The 18,387-nt window shown below is 39.5% G+C and carries 17 protein-coding genes and 1 tRNA gene; 7 read left to right on the top strand and 11 right to left on the bottom strand.

Features of this window, described 5'->3' with window-relative positions; all coding sequences use genetic code 11:
* Positions 1–4 precede the first annotated feature (4 nt).
* The 8 genes from LPB86_RS10450 to LPB86_RS20855 all read right to left on the bottom strand — a co-directional run bounded on the left by LPB86_RS10450 (position 5) and on the right by LPB86_RS20855 (position 7,620).
* Entirely contained in the window at positions 5–2,206 is a 2,202-nt protein-coding gene (locus LPB86_RS10450; RefSeq protein WP_230643344.1) for a PepSY domain-containing protein, read from the bottom strand.
* Between the two features lie 14 nt (positions 2,207–2,220).
* Positions 2,221–2,712 (bottom strand): DUF2271 domain-containing protein, encoded by a 492-nt coding sequence (locus tag LPB86_RS10455; RefSeq protein WP_230643347.1) that lies wholly within the window; start codon positions 2,710–2,712, stop codon positions 2,221–2,223.
* Positions 2,713–2,715: 3 nt separating this feature from the next.
* The gene (locus LPB86_RS10460; protein WP_230643350.1) at positions 2,716–4,257 is read right to left on the bottom strand and encodes an ankyrin repeat domain-containing protein; all 1,542 of its coding nucleotides are present in this window, start codon (positions 4,255–4,257) and stop codon (positions 2,716–2,718) included.
* Positions 4,258–4,795: 538 nt separating this feature from the next.
* Positions 4,796–5,218, bottom strand: coding sequence for a Fur family transcriptional regulator (locus LPB86_RS10465; protein WP_230643353.1), 423 nt, complete (start codon positions 5,216–5,218; stop codon positions 4,796–4,798).
* Between the two features lies 1 nt (position 5,219).
* Positions 5,220–5,657, bottom strand: coding sequence for a DUF3299 domain-containing protein (locus LPB86_RS10470; protein WP_230643356.1), 438 nt, complete (start codon positions 5,655–5,657; stop codon positions 5,220–5,222).
* A 1-nt stretch (position 5,658) separates the two neighbouring features.
* Positions 5,659–6,864 (bottom strand): FtsX-like permease family protein, encoded by a 1,206-nt coding sequence (locus LPB86_RS10475; protein ID WP_230643359.1) that lies wholly within the window; start codon positions 6,862–6,864, stop codon positions 5,659–5,661.
* Entirely contained in the window at positions 6,861–7,490 is a 630-nt protein-coding gene (locus tag LPB86_RS10480; RefSeq protein WP_230643362.1) for an ABC transporter ATP-binding protein, read from the bottom strand. The genes LPB86_RS10475 and LPB86_RS10480 overlap by 4 nt, the downstream gene beginning before the upstream one ends.
* A gap of 1 nt (position 7,491) precedes the next feature.
* Positions 7,492–7,620: a hypothetical protein gene (locus LPB86_RS20855; protein WP_255695512.1), complete on the bottom strand. Its 129-nt coding sequence runs from the start codon at positions 7,618–7,620 to the stop codon at positions 7,492–7,494.
* Between the two features lie 163 nt (positions 7,621–7,783).
* Between LPB86_RS20855 and LPB86_RS10485 the strand changes: the two genes are divergently transcribed.
* Positions 7,784–8,332 (top strand): hypothetical protein, encoded by a 549-nt coding sequence (locus tag LPB86_RS10485; RefSeq protein WP_230643365.1) that lies wholly within the window; start codon positions 7,784–7,786, stop codon positions 8,330–8,332.
* A 106-nt stretch (positions 8,333–8,438) separates the two neighbouring features.
* A complete protein-coding gene (locus LPB86_RS10490) occupies positions 8,439–8,867 on the top strand; it encodes an EamA family transporter (RefSeq protein ID WP_255695514.1) in 429 nt (142 codons plus the stop codon).
* A 76-nt stretch (positions 8,868–8,943) separates the two neighbouring features.
* On the opposite strand, the gene LPB86_RS10495 is transcribed toward LPB86_RS10490, so the two are convergent.
* Positions 8,944–9,027 (bottom strand) — tRNA-Leu (locus tag LPB86_RS10495).
* Between the two features lie 339 nt (positions 9,028–9,366).
* On the opposite strand from LPB86_RS10495, the gene pta reads away from it, so the two are divergent.
* From pta to LPB86_RS10510, 3 genes are all read left to right on the top strand, one after another.
* On the top strand, positions 9,367–11,460 hold the full coding sequence (pta, locus tag LPB86_RS10500; protein WP_230643372.1) for a phosphate acetyltransferase: 2,094 nt from the start codon (positions 9,367–9,369) through the stop codon (positions 11,458–11,460).
* A 32-nt stretch (positions 11,461–11,492) separates the two neighbouring features.
* Positions 11,493–12,632: an acetate/propionate family kinase gene (locus LPB86_RS10505; protein ID WP_230643375.1), complete on the top strand. Its 1,140-nt coding sequence runs from the start codon at positions 11,493–11,495 to the stop codon at positions 12,630–12,632.
* 80 nt (positions 12,633–12,712) lie between these two features.
* Positions 12,713–14,104, top strand: coding sequence for a hypothetical protein (locus LPB86_RS10510; RefSeq protein ID WP_230643377.1), 1,392 nt, complete (start codon positions 12,713–12,715; stop codon positions 14,102–14,104).
* Between the two features lie 8 nt (positions 14,105–14,112).
* Here the strand turns inward: LPB86_RS10510 and LPB86_RS10515 are convergent, their stop codons facing one another.
* Positions 14,113–15,540: an MATE family efflux transporter gene (locus LPB86_RS10515; protein WP_230643380.1), complete on the bottom strand. Its 1,428-nt coding sequence runs from the start codon at positions 15,538–15,540 to the stop codon at positions 14,113–14,115.
* Between the two features lie 117 nt (positions 15,541–15,657).
* Here LPB86_RS10515 and LPB86_RS10520 point away from each other — a divergent pair, with 117 nt between their 5' ends.
* Complete coding sequence (locus tag LPB86_RS10520) at positions 15,658–15,840, top strand: DUF3606 domain-containing protein (protein ID WP_230643383.1); 183 nt, start codon at positions 15,658–15,660, stop codon at positions 15,838–15,840.
* On the opposite strand, the gene LPB86_RS10525 is transcribed toward LPB86_RS10520, so the two are convergent.
* Complete coding sequence (locus LPB86_RS10525) at positions 15,841–17,025, bottom strand: metallophosphoesterase (RefSeq protein ID WP_230643386.1); 1,185 nt, start codon at positions 17,023–17,025, stop codon at positions 15,841–15,843.
* Between the two features lie 138 nt (positions 17,026–17,163).
* On the opposite strand from LPB86_RS10525, the gene LPB86_RS10530 reads away from it, so the two are divergent.
* A complete protein-coding gene (locus LPB86_RS10530; RefSeq protein ID WP_230643389.1) occupies positions 17,164–18,387 on the top strand; it encodes a Pycsar system effector family protein in 1,224 nt (407 codons plus the stop codon).

Genomic DNA, 18,387 nt, shown 5'->3' on the forward strand with positions numbered 1-18,387 from the left:
ATAGCTAATAACAATCTGTTCTGATTTGATTGCGTGACTGGTAAAAGCTAATCCCCCTATCCATTTTTGTTTGGCAGATAACTTCCAGTACATCCATAACGTCTTTTTCCATGGCAAGTGAGCCGCAAATCATAATCACCCCACCTTTTTGGAGTAAGGCTGCTACTTTATCCTGATCTTTTGAGAGCAGGTGGCTAACGTATAGTTTTTCGCCCTCGCGCGAGAAAGCTGTATGAATGCCTGTTAGGTTTCCTGTAGCAGCGTTGGTTTCCAGCAGGCTTTTGTACATGTTGTAAGAGGCTTGTTGACGGAAGCCACAATAGAGCCAGCATGGTATTTTTTTATTATTCTGACTGATCATGCCCAGGTATGGCGCTATCCCTGTACCGTTAGAAATGAGCAAAATTTCGGGTGCCTCAAGCGGGAAATGAAAATGTTCATTCTTAATTACCTTTGCAGTGATTTTTTCGCCTGGTTGTAGTCGGTGTAGAAATCCTGATCCAAGTCCCTCCGGCTGCAACCGTACACTTAAGCGGATTTGTTTATCTACAATTCCAATAGAATACAATCTTTCCCGATGATCATTTGCAGGATAAATTGCCAGTAAATCTCCTGAAGTTACGCGCAGCCTTTTCCTGAATTGCATACTTAAGGTAAAAGTACCTTCAATAAGTTCATTCGCAGGTGTATTAGCACTTACTTTTAGCGTTTCTAACTGCCTTTTGTCAATCGTATACAATTCAGCAGAAAGTTCCATTGCCGGCATATCTTCCTGCTGCGAAAGCGTTTCTATCCATAAATTAAAATCGGCGGGCGATTTGTCATCAACTGTATGGATATCTGTAAGTGGGGTAGTCCAGTTTTGGTGAGACAGCAGGTTGTTTACCTCAAAAGCAAATTTGCAGAAGTCTGGATAAGCGTGCGAGCCAAATCCGAGTACAGCATAACGAATAAACTGTGACTGGGGGTATTTTTCAAGCAATGATTTGAATTTTGATGCATTTGTGGGTGCATCCCCTAAACCGTAAGTAGCCGTCAGGATCAGCATGTATTCTGCTTTTGGAAATACAGTATAGTTGTTGAGTTCTGTGAGGTAAGATTTTTCACCTGCTTTAATCAGGGCTTGATGAATACCTTTTGCAAAAGCAAAAGAACTGCCGTTTTCGGATCCTACCAGGATAATAAACTTACTTTCTGCTGCTGTATACTTGTTTTTTGTTCTGCTTGCCCTTCTTTTTAGGGTCATAGCAAAACCAGAATAGATGAAAAACAGGATGTTAACCGATGCCCCTGCGAGGACAATTGCCCACAAAATGCTTGCTCTTCCGGTATGGAGGCTTAAACTCAGGTTGGTAAGTTTTATGGCGGCAGGGTATTTCACTTCGGCAATTATGTCGCCTGTGATTTGGTTTACCGCTATTTCAGCATCCTTCAGCTTCAGGGTATAGTAGTCTTCAACATCTTCAGAAAAAGGGAATTCTACGGATTCAACCTCTGAAAGTTTAGTGTTTTTAAAGATCTCAAAATCAGTTGCTTTTCTTTCCGGCTGATCTTTGATGGAATCAAAATCAATCTTTGGAGAGGTTTTTTCAATGTTTACAAAACCAAAGCGCGCAAGTGACAAGTAGGTACCGGTTATGGAAATGATCAGTATGGGGATGAGTGACCAACGACTAAGCACCACATGGTAGTATTGTGCAAAATTGTCCCTTACTATTTTTGTGAAAAACCGTTTAATTCCCCGTTGCCGTTGAATGATCAAAATAGTTCCGGAAACTGTGATTAATAACAGCAGAAAAGCAGTTAATCCTATGAAAAACCTCCCTGTTTCGTGTAAAAAAAGAGAACGGTGTAGTGCGGTTACCCATTGAAAAAATGGATTTTTTTTACCTGGAACACCAAGGATTTTACCAGTTTGTGGATCAACATAAGCCAGTAACTTATTACCATCATTATCGCTGCCGGTAACCTGAACAAATTCATTGGCATCTACGCTAAGACCGCTGATGTCGGGGTAAGTTTTGCGCAATGCAGGAAGCGTTTCTGCAAGTGTTAACTGGTTGAATTGCGCAGCACGATAAGGCTGAAGCTTTTCGGAAATAGGTTCAAAGGAAAGTATGATTCCGGTTATGGAAGCCAGTATCAGCAATAAAAAAGAAGATACAGCCAAAGCTAAATGGCTGTATCTCCATATGGAAATGGTCATATAAGTTTTAAGGTTTAGTTGGCGCTGAACCTTACATAACGGATGTAACCTGTGCCTTCATTTTTAGCAGAAAGTGCCTCTGTGGTTAGCGGAATTTCAAGGTCTTTTACATTGTAGTTTTTGTCTTCTACTGCACTTTCAAAGCGCAATTTATAGCCTGCATTGATCTTAGCGCTTTCAATTTCAATAACATTTACGCTGCGGTCGCCTCCCGTAACTGAAGCACCCGTAATGGCACTGATATTTACAGGTTTTTTAGCATAAAATTTATTCCATTCTTTTAAAGATTTATACCATTTCTTATCAGATCCAAGTACATAAAGTGTTTTCTCGTAAGCTCCCTTGCTATCAATCAGGGAGATGACAACATAGGCGCCTTCGCCGATGTAATTGGTCATCTGGATCATACATTTGTATTTGCTGGTGCTTTGTGCAGATGAGGAAGCAGGCCTGGCAAAAGTAAGTGCCAGTAAAAAAAAGGCAATTTTATATAAATTAGACATCATATATTATTTTAAGAAGTTTACAGGTACGTTGTTTTTAGAAAGAGATTCGTTTTCAGAAGCCAAATCAAAGGCGGTTTCTTTCATATCAGTTGCTATTTCTTTTTTTGCACCGATAGAAATCAGGTATTTTAGCATTACATCATCTTTCGCAATTAACGCAGCTTTGTGTAAAGCGGTCATCCCTTCTGCATTTTTTGCATTAACATCTATTGCCAAAGGCTTAAGATGTTTCAGTAAAGGCAGGCTATTTTTAGCTACAGCTAAATGATATAGTGTATTGCCATTTTTTTGTTGTGCAGCTATGTTAAGGCCTTTTTCTTTAAGGATGTTTAATTTGGTGTCAAAATCTTCTGCTTTAGGTCCGTTGGCAGCTCTTCCGCCTTGGGGTCCTGCAGCAGGACCCTGCCCGCCAAATCCCTGAGCATTCTGTGTACGATACGATTCCAGTACATAATAGGCCATACCATTGCCAGCTTTGTCAGAAACGTTAATAGCTGCACCTTTAGCAATAAGCAGGTTTACTACTTCGGGAGAGTTGTTTCGTAATGCAAAAGCCAGTGCAGTAATTCCTTTTTCATTAGCCTGGTTGATGTTTTTTACCTTTGGAAGTAGCATATTTATAACGTCAATGTCGCGGTTAGCGGCCGAAGCGTTCATAAATACAGTATTACCTTCCTCATCAGCCTGGTTAATATCTACTCCCTTAGCTAAAAAATAGGAAATGATTTCGTTTTGTTTCTGCTTACGTACAATTGAATGCAGCACGTTTTCTCCGTTTTTGCCTATTACTGTAGGTTTAAGGTTTAGGCTTTCCAGATATTGATACACCTCCAAAGTATTAGCGCTACGGCGTGAGCCCTGGGCAGCCATAAGCATTGCATTAGCATTTGGTTTTACGCCTTTTTGAATGAGTGCTTTTAGCATTTCAATGTTCCCTGATCTTGCAGCATAACTAAAAACATTATTGCCTTCGGCATCGGTATCACTCAACTTCAAACCTTTAGACACAAAATAATTTGTTAAAGCAAAGTCTTTATCACCGGCAACTGACAAGAGCAATATATTTGCGCCGTCCTGGCCAAGTTCTTTTTTTAGATCTATGCCATTGGTAATAAATACATCATAAACTTTAGTGTTTTGCTGACCGCTTCCAGCTGCAAAAAGCATCGGAGTTGTACCATGGCTGTCTTCTATATTTAGTTTGGCTCCTTTAGAAACCAGGTATTCCATCACCTCAACATTACCTCTGTTAGCAGCCCAGTGCAGATAGGTCCTGGCGTCATGTGTTAATTTTCCGATCTCATTTCCAGGCTGTGCCAAAAGATATTTGATGGATTCAGTAGGTGCCTCAGCATTTATAGCCATCACAACGGGATCAAAACTCATTCTGTTCAATTCAGATGGGCTGTTTCCTTTGTCGACTTCCGCTTTAATCTGAGCTACATCAGGCTTTGTTTGCCAAAAAGATTGTTCCAGAAGTGTGTTTTTCTGTGCCTGTGCAGAGAAAGAAATGAATGCCGTTAGGGCAATAAATAGTTTTTTCATTTAATGTTTGTTTTACCTGCTGTGATGCTATCCAGGAGTTTGTTTATTTGAGGGACGAATCTAGTAAGAATCATTCTAGATAAAGATTAAATCCAAAGATATTATTGGACTATAATGTTATTTTTACAAAAGGTCATAGATTTATTACATCTATAATTTGTAATTGAGCGGCTTGGCATCACAACTAGCGGAAGAGGTATGGGGTTGAGAGGTAGCGAATTAAACAGATTTGTTGTATATTGCAATCAAATCTAATAAATCTAAAGATATGCTGCTAAAAAACAATTCTTCTGCTTCTAAAAATAGTTTTATGAGTTGGAAATACTTTGTCGGAGGGTGTATACTCTATATTATTCTGCTCCTTGCAACTAATACTGTGGACTATTTGTTTTTCGAAAAAGGTTTTTTCGCTAATGCGAGTTTAACGCTTTTCTCAGGATATGCTGGAATAATGATCTTGTTTGCCATATCATACATGTTCATTTTAAAAAGAAGAAAGCAGTAGCATAATTTAACTTTCTGATGAGGGTTCTGGAAGTTATTTTACTTTACATTTATCGCAAATGCCATAGGCGGTTAGGCTTAAGGAATCTGAGCTGAAGCCCGCAGGCATTTTAATAGCAGGAACCATTACTTCCAGACAATAAATTTTGTGACAATTATTGCAGTTAAAATGTACATGCTCATCATGATGGTGCCCCGAGGTACAAGCGGAGGAGCAGATGGCGTAGTTGGCAGTTCCATTGCTGTCCATCACCCTATGAAGGATGCCTTTATCTTCATATATATTTAGAATTCTGTATAAAGTTACACGGTCAATCTCCTTACCAAGTTTTTTTTCAAGCTCTGGTTGAGAAATTGCAGCGGTATCCATTGCAATCTCTTCCAATACCCTTACTCTTTGCCTGGTATGCTTTAGCTCGTGGTCTTTTAAGATATGTACAGGATCTAAATGTCTCATTTTATATTGATTTACCTTCAGTTAATGCAATAGCAGGATTATCTAAAGTATTGCCCGTATTTAGTTTAAGAATTCCTTTAATGGTTACCGGATTGTAAGAGAATTTTATCGGTGCTGCAAGTTCTACAAGGATCATGGCCGGTATTCCGTTTTGTCCGCAAAAGTAACACTGGTTAATAGGCAGGGTAGAAAGCATAAACTTGGTTTGTTTCATTCCGCTTTTTATAGGCACTATGTAGCCCTCCAGTTCAAATGGTTTATTGGCAAGTTTTTTAATTTCAGGCGTAAAGATTGCCAGCATAGAATTATCATCTTTAAGCTGAAATTCTACTTTTCCAATTACGCTCCAGTTTGCAGATTTAATCTGATCGCTTCCATCGTGTTGTGCTTTCGCAGAAAATCCAGCAAATAAAAATAGGGCAATGATGATATGTTTCATATTAGTTACGGGCTAAAATTTTAGAGATGTTAGACTGGTAGGCTTGTAGGGCCGGCAGTACGGAAGCAAATATACCAATTGCTATTCCTGCGGGCAACAGGTATATTTCTTCTGTTACAAAGTTTATTCCAGTTAACCTGGCTTGGTTGCTTTCCTGTAAATGACCTATAAGCTGCAGAGACAAGTGTCCAAATACCATTCCAATTAAAGTACCGGTTAGTGTTACGAGCATACCCTCACAAATGACAATAAAGAACAACTTTGCTTTGGAAGCGCCAAGGGTACGCATAATAGCAAGGTCGTAACGCCTTTCTTTCAGTGAATTGTAAAGGTTAATGAAAACGCTAATCGCTGCAATGAGCATAATAATGATGGCAAACCATTGTAATGTATCTACGCCAACGCCAATCAGGGAAAATAGCCTTGTACTTTCTGCGGCGGGCGATGCTGCCTGAAGGTTTGTCGCTTCATTTACCATTCTTGGGAAAAGTACTACAGACATGGGTGAGCGGTACTGGATTAACAGGGAAGTAATCTCTTTATTCTCTATTTCTGATGCTCCCTTTTCATGACGGTCATGACCTTCCTCTTCAGGGTCATGCATTTTCCAAACACTGGAAATATTGGTTAGGATTAGGTTATCCGTTACGTTGTGCTGTGGTTCCAATATTCCGCTTACCTTATAGGCATGAGACTTGTGTACGTCAGAAGTACTGGCCAGGCCATGGGCACCGAAAAATTCATCTCCTACTTTTAAATGTTGACTTTCTGCAACGGAAGCACCTATGGTGGTTTCAAAATCTTCTTTCCAGAACTTGCCAGTATTGGTTTTTAGGGCATAAAGGCTTACAAAATTGCTATCCGTTCCTACTATTCTTAAACCATTATAATTATCGCCAAGGGCCAGCGGCACGGCTCGTTTTACCAGCGGATTGTGGGCAAGCTGTTGTGCATCTTCTAAAGGAATATTTCCTGTAGGAAAATCTATGTAATAAATACTGCTTAGCACGAGTTGCAGCGGGCTGCCTTTTGCGCCCACAACAAGGTCAATATCTTTAGCATTGTTATCCAGCTTTGCACTAATTTGCGCTGATGCCAGTACCAGAATGGTGAAAATGCCCGTTCCAAAGGCTACCAATAGTAGATTTAAGGCTGTAGAAAGCGGCTTAGCCCAAAGGCTTTTCCAGCTAATTTTTAATGGACTCATGTCAATTCGTACCTGTTGGTAAATGTATCTTTAACCCGCTGATCGTGGGTAGCCACAAGGAGGGTAGTTGTATTTAATTCTGATTGTTTTAAAAGCAAGTTAAGCACAGCCGTTGCATTTTTATCGTCTAAGCTAGACGTAGGCTCGTCTGCAATGAGTAAAGCGGGCTTATTGATCACTGCTCTCGCAATTGATATGCGTTGTAATTGACCCTGACTAAGCTGAGAGGGGTAGGCATTGCGTTTTTGTACCATGTCCAGTGATTCCAAAACTTCAGTAATCCGTTGCTGATCTTCTGGTAACTTTGCGAAACTTTGCGCAAGCAAAAGATTCTCTGCGATAGTAAGACTTTTGATTAAATGTGGCTGTTGAAAAACAATACCAATCTTTTGACCCCGGAAATGGTCAAGCGCTTTTGGTTCTAAAGTATACAACGATGTTCCATCAACAATTACTTCTCCTTTTTTAGGCCTCAATAAGCCAGATAATATGTGTAACAAGGTGGTTTTTCCGCTTCCTGATGCACCCAATAACAACCATTTTTCACCGCTGTTTATTTCCCAATCTTTAAAGTCAATCGGATGTGCATCGGCATAACTATGAGCTACAGCTTTTAAATGAATCATCTTATTTTTTAATATGGCCGTTTAGATATTTAAGATACAGCTTTGCCGCATCTGGCTGTTCATGTTTGCAAGCCGGACTCAGTACGGAAACACTTAAGAGTAAAAGACCAAATGTGATTTTCCTTTTCATGGTGTAAAGTTATAAGATAAACGGAGTAAATGCAATAACATTGCATAATGCCTGCGTAACGTTTTCATAGATTAAGAAGTGTAGGATACAATTGGTATACTAGAAAATTGGATTATGTACTTTCATTTTAATTAACGCTATTTGTAAAATTAGCAAGGAAGTAATGAAGCATTTTAGAATACTACTGTTTGTATGGTCACTCGTCTTTAGTTTAGCTGCATTTGGTCAGCAAAAAATAGATTGTGCATCGCTGCTTGATCAAGAACCTTATTTTGTTACACATAAGCCCAAGCCACACGATTCTCTTTTTATGCGCGATATCAGGATTTTGAAGCAATGTGGAAATTTTGAAGGTGTAGATACGGTTTTACTAAAGGGAACCATTCTTGGTACTTTGATGCTGGATCAAGTTAGGGGCGGTAAGCCTGCTACCTACAGAACACTAATAGAATACATCAATAACTATAAAAAAACGGCGGCTTACAGAGATTTTATTGAGGGCTTAATGCTTTACAAAAGACTGGAAAATAAACAAGTGGACCTGAAAGACTGGGAGACAGATAAAGCATTTTTTGTAAAAATGGGCTTTACAGTAAACGATCTCGATGACTTGAAAATTTACATCTCTGACCCACTTCGTAAGGGATTGACCTATAAGGAAATTTACATAGGATATATGAACGAAATAGAAGCTTTGGGAAGTCATCAGTAAATAGAAATCTAACTTGAATGGGACAAACAAAATGTAACCCAAAACGTTAATGCTTTGCAATACCTTGGCAATTCTACAATCACTACTTAACTTACTGAATTATTATATGTGGATTTTATGGGCAATTCTGGCTTCCTTAACAGCGGCCACTGTTATGATATTAACGAAAGTGGGTTTGAAGAATGTAGACTCCAGTCTGGCTTTTGCCATTCAATCGGTACTTATTTTAGCTATTACCTGGACTGTGGTGATTACACAGGGTAACAGTGGCAATGTAAAAAATATCGATCAAAAAACATGGATCATACTCATCTTAGCAGGAGTAGCAACTTCGTTGTCTACTTTATTCTCTTATAAGGCACTGTCTATGGGGCCATCATCTATGGTGGTGACAATAGAGAGGACTTCACTCGTTTTTACATTAATATTATCCGTTGTATTTCTTAAAGAAAAATTAACCTGGCAATTGATTGCTGGTGCAGTGCTGATATTATCCGGAGCAATTTTAATTGCCTTGTCAGCAGAAAATGAATAATTTGGTTGGTCAGGTTGAGAAATGAAAAACCCTGAAAATCATCGATTTTCAGGGTTTTTTGCTTAAAAACTTCGTGTGCCCGAAGAGAGACTCGAACTCTCAAGGATTGTACTCCAACGGCTTCTGAGACCGCAACGTTTACCAATTTCGCCATCCGGGCATTGACAAATTTCGAAGGTTTTCCTTGTTTCGGTGGCAAAGATAGTATTTTTTCGATCATTACCTATTGAAAAATCTCTGAGAATTTTTCTCGATTTGTTCGAATCAAGTTTCATATAATCACATATAAATCTCAGATCAAAGGCACATATATCGCACATCAATCACAGTCTTTGTGTGTGATTGATGTGCGATATATGTGCGATACATGTGTGATTTATGTGGGATTGATTAAAAAAAGAATTGAGTTTGGCTATTTCTGTTTTTTTTAGCAAATTTTAATATTTAATAACTTAATTTGGCAATGTGCGTTATAGTATCAATAAGCACGCCTGAATTCATGACAAAAAATATCTTTATTGCCTCTGCAGAGCCCTATACCGGAAAATCAGTAATTGCATTCGGAATGGTCAATATGCTTTTGGGGAAAACTCAGAAAGTAGGTTATTTTAAGCCTATTATAGCTCAGGATGATCCGCTACAGAAAGAGCAACACATTGAAGCGATACTGGATTATTTTGCCCTGCCCATCAACTATAACGATACATTTGCTTTCACCAGACAACAGGTTTTGCATCAGTTTGAATCTGAAAATAGTGGGGAGATGATTAATACCATCATCAGTAAATATAAAAAACTGGAAGATAACTATGATTTTACGGTGATTGAAGGGAGTGACTTTTTAGGAGAAGGAATTGCTTTTGAATTTGAGTCAAACGTGCTCATCGCAAAAAATCTGGGCGCACCTGTGATGGTAGTGGTTAGCGGAGAAAATAAAACGGTGGGTCAGTTGGTGAATACAGCTGTAAACATTTACCGAAATTTTTTACTAAGGGATGTTCAGGTAATTGGTATCGTAGCCAACATGGTTAGTCAGGCAGATTTAGAGCAGGTGAAATCAATGCTTAGTTCGCAGGTGCCACAAGATCTGATGGTAACTGCGATCCCAATGGAAAGCGGTCTTCAAAGTCCAACCATGAAAGAAATTGCGAGCACATTGGATGCGAAAATTTTGTTTGGGCAGGATTTGATGGATAACCAGGTAGATAATTTTGTTACTGGTGCAATGATGCTACCCAATTTTTTAAGGCACATTAAGGACAATGTACTCATTGTGACGCCGGGCGACAGGGGAGACATCATCATTGGGTCTTTACAAGCAAACCTGTCTGCAAATTATCCTAAAGTTGCTGGGATTGTGCTCACGGCAGGCAGTTTGCCAGATGAACCCATGATTCGTTTAATTGAGGGTTTGCAATCGGTAATTCCCATTATTTCTGTAGAAAAAGGAACTTTTGAAACGACCAGGGCAATAGGGGCAATACATTCCAGAATTACAGCAGAAAATAAAAAGAAGATAGCCCTTGCCATTGATCTTTTTGAAAAATATGTAGATAGTAAGGGGCTGGATGATAAAATTATTACCTTCCAATATCAGGGGATTACTCCGCATATGTTCCAGTATCAGTTGGTTAAATGGGCTAAAAGTCAGAAAAAACATATTGTATTACCTGAGGGTAACGATGAAAGGATTTTAAAGGCAGCTGAAAAACTAATTAGCCAGGACGTGGTATCGCTAACCTTGCTGGGAGATCCACAGGAAATTGGCAACAGCATCAAAAGGCTTGGGTTAAACCTGGACGTCAATGCCATCCATATCCATAATCCAGCTACCTCAGCCCAGTATTATGATTATGTAGATACCCTGTATGAACTGCGTAAAAATAAAAATGTAAATCAGGAAATGGCCAGAGATATGATGACTGATGTATCCTATTTCGGGACTATGATGGTGTATAAAGGAGATGCAGATGGCATGGTATCGGGAGCGGTGCATACCACACAGCATACAATACGTCCTGCTTTGCAATTCATCAAAACCAGACCAGGAGTATCAGTGGTATCCTCTGTATTTTTTATGTGTCTGCCAGAGCGGGTAGCTATTTTTGGAGATTGTGCAGTAAACCCAAATCCTACAGCGCAACAGCTTGCAGAAATTGCCATATCCTCTGCAGAAACAAGTCAGCGTTTTGGTATTGAACCGAGGATTGCTATGCTTTCTTATTCATCTGGAAGTTCTGGCGAAGGAGAAGATGTGGAACGGGTTAGGGAAGCTACAATGATCGTAAAAGAAAGAAGACCTGACTTAAAGATTGAAGGCCCAATACAATACGATGCGGCGGTAGATCCATTAGTAGGTAGGCAAAAGCTTCCGGGATCTGAAGTAGCTGGCAAAGCCAGTGTATTGATCTTTCCGGATTTAAATACAGGGAACAATACTTATAAAGCTGTACAGCGTGAAACTGGTGCTTTAGCCATTGGGCCAATGTTGCAAGGCCTCAACAAGCCAATTAATGATTTGAGTCGTGGTTGTACGGTTGATGATATTTTTAATACGGTGGTCATTACAGCTATCCAGTGCCAGGACATTTAATTCTTTTTTAATTCAATGCTTTCTTTTGAGATATGAATATTTTAGTGATCAATTCCGGGAGCAGCTCCCTCAAATATCAGCTGTTTAAAATGCCTTCAAAAAATCCTGTAAGTAGTGGATTAGTAGAACGAATAGGTCTTGAAGGATCACCTGTTGCCAACCATAATGATGCTTTAAATCAGGTTTTGAGTTTACTTACTGAAGGAGAACAGGCGGTAATAGCGAGTCCTGATGAAATTGATGCTGTTGGACATAGAGTTGTACACGGTGGTGAACATTTTTCAGGAGCGACGTTGATTACTGAAGCCGTAAAAGCGCAAATCAGGAAACTATTTTCATTAGCACCTTTGCATAACCCCGTAAATTATACCTGTATAGAGGTGGCAGAGGATACTTTTAAAAAGGCAAAACAAATTGCTGTATTTGACACCGCATTTCATCAAAGTATTCCAGAAAAAGCCTATCGTTTTGCAATTCCAGAACCCTATTATAAAGATCATGGTATCCGTGTGTATGGTTTTCATGGTACCAGCCATAAGTATGTTACTGAACAGGCTATGCAATGGCTGAATAAGCCAGATGCAAAGATAATCAGTATACATTTAGGTAATGGTTGCAGTATATCGGCAGTAAACGCAGGTAAGTCTGTAGATACCAGTATGGGTTTTGGCCCTTTAAGCGGATTAATGATGGGGACCCGTTCAGGAGATATTGATCCTTCGGTAATTTTTCATTTGATGGAGCATTCTGGTTATACACTAGAACAACTGAGTACGTTGCTTAATAAACAATCGGGCTTACTTGGTGTTGGCGGTTCCAGTGATATGCGCGACATTCGCCGTCGATTGGAGCAAGGCAGCGAGGAAGCTAAGCTTGCATTAGAACTGTATGCCTATCGCATCAAAAAGTTTATTGGTGCCTACAGCGCAGTACTAAATGGTGTTGATGCTATTTTATTTACTGCAGGAGTGGGTGAAAATGACAAGGCGATGCGGGATGCAGTTTGCGCAGAAATGGACTATCTGAATATTATACTGGATCAGGAGAAGAATCAAGAGTACAAAGGTGAAATCTCGGACATCAGTACTTCCGGATCCAGGGTTAAGATTTTGGTGGTGCCCACTAATGAGGAATACGAAATTGCGAGCCAGTGCTATGAGCAGCTGAAATAAAATAAATTAAAGTGTAATTTTCAGAAACCAAGGGTTATTTTATTCCGTATATATGTCTGTAATGTTTAATTAACGCCATTATGGAACATATCTCAACACTATCCGAATTAAAAAACCTGATATTACACAAAGCTCAGATCCCGGCAATAACACCTGGCGATTGTAAAAGTATATCAAGGGAAATCAGTAAAAATTTAAATAAAAGCGTAAGTGAAACCACGCTAAAACGTCTGTTTGGATTTGCTTGCATGCAGCATCATTTTTCCAGTTATACGCTAACTGCATTATCTGAGTATGCTGGCAAAACCTTTGTTGGCTGTAATGGCTTGGATGGCTCTGCTGGTGTAGAAAATCTTCCGTTTAGTTGGAGAAATATACATGAAGCTGCAACACGACATACTGAGCTGGCTATAAAATGTATAAAAAACCGATCCGAAATTCCCTTTGAACATACGGTGAACAGGAATTTTGCTGAAAAAGACTTCGTAGAATTCTTTAGCAGCGACTGCAGCTTTATGAGTTTTATCTCTCCTCCAGGTTTAGGCAGAACATTAATTATGGGGCGTCTGGCAAAAAAAATCCTGCAGGAAAAACTTAGTATTACTTCCAGGTCTACATTGCTCTTTCTTTCGGTAAGAAATATTGTCGATGAATTTGGGATCTGCGAAAGTTTTGAAGATCAGCTTAAAAGTCAGTTGGGGATTGCAAAGAAGGATAGCTTAATCAAGTATGCCAATGAGCATTATGAGGCCACTGGAGGTAAATTGATTGTTTTTATTGATGGCTTGGTTGAACTTGCACTAAAACAGGATAAAATTACGGCACTTTTTGATACAATCATCAATTTCATTGTTAAAATTGGTCAGCAAAAAAGTATCAAGCTGGTGATGAGCATGCGTTCAAATACCTGGACTAATTTTAAGTCCTGTATGCTAAAACAACATGGGCTTGAGCAAAAATGGTTTAAGGGCGCTCATTACAATGAAAACGAAATTAGTAACGTTCCATTGTTGACCGAAGACGAAATTGATCAGGTTTTGTCAGGTTTGGGCCTGGCTGCATTAGCGGATTTGCAACCTAAATTAAGGACACAGTTAAGTTTTCCATTTTACATGCAACCATATATTGAGATGTTGAGTGATAATTCTGAATACGGCCATATAGAAAGTTCCGTGGCAGTGAGTTTGACGCCCTTTTTTATGTATAATAAGGTCTACAGCTCAAGTTATTCTACAGAAAAAATATATTTCATAAAGCGTTTAGTTGAACTTACCGGCTCCGGCCCTACAGTTCACCCGGTTTTAAAAGAAAATTTAATCAGTGGTTTAGAGATGTTTAAAAATGCTTACAAGGAGCTACTGTGCGATGGTATATTGATGGAGGAAAAAGGAAATGAACAGCAATTGTACAAAAGAGTAGTCCGGTTTGTTCACCCTCATTTTTTTGAATATTTCAATTCTGTTTCGCTTTAGCTATCCTGTTAAACTTTGATCGTTTTCCATCTGCCTCTTTTAAATAAGATGATGCTGGCAATAGTAATTGCTGCCTCGGCAATGGGAATAGCCAGAAAAACGCCCGTTGGCCCGAGTTTAAAGTGTATAGACAAGGTGTAAGCAAGCGGAATTTGAAATAACCAGAAGCCAAAGAAGTTAACCCAGGTTGGTGTCTTTGTGTCACCAGCGCCGTTAAATGCATTAATGAGTACCATTCCAATACCGTAAAATATATACCCGGCACTTAATATTCTGATTGCCCGTGTTGCAATGTCATGTACATGGTTGTTATTGGTAAAGAACCACATAATGGGTTCAGCTGCTAGGAGGCTGATGATCATGATTGTGGTCATGTACGTGACGCTGAATTTTGCAGTTGTAATAACCGAACGTTCGGCACGTATAATTTCATTTGCGCCAAGGTTCTGTCCAACAAGTGTGGCCGCTGCACCACTTAATCCCCAGGCCGGAAGCATAAAAAACATCATGATGCGTAATGCGCTTTGATAACCTGCAGATCCTTCATCTCCGCCGGTATGAGCTACCACCTGGGCCAGAAATATCCAGCTGCAGCTGGCAATCACAAATTGTAGTACTGCCGGTGCGGCAACTTTAATCAACGCTTTTATTTGTTCAGGATCTGGTATAAAATAGCTTGCAACGACTTTAAGGATGCCCTTTCCATTGAATAGATTATAGGTTTGGTACAATACACCGATTAATCTGCCTGTAGTAGTGGCCATAGCCGCACCGGTTAAACCAAAGGCAGGAATGGGACCAAATCCATTGATTAAAACAGGACATAAGATAATGTTGCAGATGTTGGCTATCCACAGACTTTTCATGGCTATGGCTGCGTTTCCAGCTCCACGAAAAATCCCGTTAAATAGAAACAACAGCATAATGATGAAACTTCCACCAAAAGTAATGCGCATAAATGGAGTGCCATAAATAGCTGATTCTGCAGAAGAACCCATCGTCATCAGAATCTCTTTTGCATAAATACACCCTGGAACTGCAAGAATGAGGTTTAAGGATAATGCAATGAGAATAGCCTGCATACCGGATTTGGCAGCCGATACCGGGTCTTTTTCGCCGATCCGACGGGCTACAATGGCGGTGGCCGCCATACTGATGCCCATGGCAATAGAGTAAAGGATGGTGAGCACAGATTCTGTAAGGCCTACGGTTTGTACCGCAAAACTGCTGTTCTCCAGATGACCAACAAAATACAAATCTACCAATGCAAATACAGACTCCATTGCCATTTCCAGCATCATGGGAATGGCCAGTAGCAATACTGCCCTGCGAATGCTTCCCTGGGTAAAGTCCGCAGACTCGCCAGCAAGCGCTTGTTTTAGCAAGGTAAATATCCTGGATAATTTGCCTCGGGCTATGGGCGTGGAATTTGGCATATTTGAAGAATAGAATTGGTAAACTTACAAATACTTTGCCGTACAAAGATTATTTTTATCCATACTTAAAACTTTTAGCGTTGAAGATTGTATTACAAATAACCAAAGTATTTTGCCATGGAAAATTTAACCCATTTAAAAGACAATTCCAGCAATCTGATTGATGTATCTGAAAGTTTTGAACTGGAATACTGGAGCGAAAAGTTCAGCGTTACGCCAGAACAATTAAAAAGCGCCATTAAAGCCATCTGTAACTGTGCAGCAGATAAAGTAAGGTCTTATCTTGACAACAACAGGTAGCTATTTTCTTTTCAGTTCAATCAGCGTAATTTCCGGCCAGATGCCCACACGTCCTGAGAATCCCAAAAATCCAAAACCTCTGTTGATATTTAAGTATCTTCCATTTTCGGTTTTCAAACCAGCCCAATGGGCATAACGGTATTTCACCGGACTCCATTTGATGCCAAAAATTTCCAAACCAAATTGCATTCCATGGGTATGACCAGCAAGAGTAAGTTGCACATTTACAGGGTCGGTTTTAACCTGTGCCTCCCAATGTGTAGGATCATGTGATAACAGTACTTTAAAATCCTCAGCACATACGTTTCTCATTGCCTTTTTAAGATCGCCGCGTTCTCCAAATCCAACTCCCCAGTTTTCTACACCAGCAAGTATAATTTTCTCTCCGTCCTTTTGAATCTCTACATGTTCATCCAATAGCAGCCTGTAGCCTAGTGCTGCATGGTTTCTTTTCAACTGTTCCAGATTTTCTTTCTTGGAGTGCTCATCTTTCCATTGTACATAATCTCCATAATCATGGTTTCCAAGAATTGAAAACTGTCCAAATGGTGCTTTCACCTGAGAGAAATGGCCAATCCATGGCTCAATCTCTTCTGCTTTGTTGTTAACCAGATCACCAGTAAATACAAAAAGATCAGCCTGTTGTGCTTTAATCAGGTCAATGCCTTTTTGCAGGGCTTTTGAATTGTTAAAGCTGCCTGCATGCACATCTGATATTTGCACAATGGTAAAACCATCGAAGCTTTTAGGTAGGTCATCGAAAAACAAGGTATGCTTAATCACCCTATAGGCATATTTCCCTCTAACCATGCCATAAACAAAAACCAGAATGGTAAGCAAAAACATACAAAGCGCAAAAGATACCCAATACAGATTTCTGGGATTTCCCGAAATTAATCTATAGGTATCTCCTAAGGCAAGAAATAAGGAGAATATAAGTTCAGAAACCAGCAGGATTAAAAAAGCATGTGTTGTAATTTTAAAGAGCATGCCCATGCCCAATCGTTGCATATTGCGTATACTGTATATCAATGTTCCTGCGCTCAGCAGTACTATTGCCCAAAATAATGGTGTAATTAAGGGGTTAGTACTTAGTGTGTGGAAACCCGATAATACATATTCATTGATCAGGAAAAATATAATGCTAAAAATTAGCACGGCTAATAATGGAATTTGTCTTTTCATGTTGAAGTAAAGGACAAAAATAGAATTAAGCTGGCTTAAGTTTACCTGATTCTGATTTCATGACAGAAATTTATCAATACATTTGATCTGTGCATGATAACTATTGGATTAATGCACCTTATTATTCATATTTATAGCATGAAATACCTGGAAGTATTAGACCGGATAAAAACTCACATTAGTGCTCAATTCCATGCCCATATGGATGATCGGCTAATTTATCATAACCTTTACCACACCGAACAGGTTGTTAAAAATACAGTGAAAATTGCGAACCATTACCAGCTGGGCGATGAGGATTTTTTTGTGGTTACTGCCGCCGCATGGTTTCATGATTTAGGTTATTTGGTTGAGTGGAAGCACCATGAAGACAAAGGTGCAGAAGCCGCTGCTTCTTTTTTAAATCAGTTAGGTGTAGATTCGGTATTGATTGAAAAGGTGAATGCCTGCATCATCGCAACCAGAATGCCTCAGCAACCGCACAACCTGCTGGAACAAATTGTTTGTGATGCCGACTTATATCATTTGGGCAGCGAGAGTTTTAAGGAGCGAAATAAAACCATGCGCAAAGAGGCTGAAGCCTTTTGTGGTAAAAATATAGAAAAGGGCACTTGGCGTGATAAGACCATTTTATTATTTGAAGCGCATCATTACCACACAGATTTTGCACAGCAACAACTGAATGATGGAAAAGCCAGGAACCTTCAGCAGTTAAAAGATAAGGCTGCAGCCAAAGAAAAAGACGTTCAGACAGAGGCGGCTGTATCGCCAGCTGTAATTGAGAAAATCGAAATACCCGTGAAGAAAGAGAAAGAAAAAAAGAAAGACAATGATCGTCCTGAAAAAGGCATAGAAACTATGTTTCGCATTACTTCAGGAAATAACCAGCGGTTGAGTGATATGGCCGATAATAAGGCGCATATTATGATTCAGACCAATTCGATCATTTTATCTGTTATTTTGAGCATCCTACTAAGGAAGCTGGAAGATAACCCGCACCTGATAGCACCTACATTGTTGTTGCTGATCATTTGTGTTACCACAATGGTATTTTGTATTCTAGCCACACGCCCTTCAGTTCCTCCGGGAACTTTTAGCCAGGATGAGTTGCAGGCTAAAAAAGTGAACCTTTTATTTTTCGGTAATTTCTACAGAATGGATTTGGCCAGTTATGAAGCAGGTATGGGCGCATTAATGGAAGATAAGCCGTTTTTATACAGTACACTCATTAAAGATGTGTATGGGCAAGGTGTAGTTCTGGGGCGCAAATACAGGTTGCTTAGGGCTGGTTACAATGTATTTATGTTTGGCATTGTTACGGCTGTTTTGGCATTTATTGTGGCTATGGCATTTGCAATGTAA

The sequence above is a fragment of the Pedobacter sp. MC2016-14 genome (assembly GCF_020991475.1).
GTDB lineage: Bacteria > Bacteroidota > Bacteroidia > Sphingobacteriales > Sphingobacteriaceae > Pedobacter.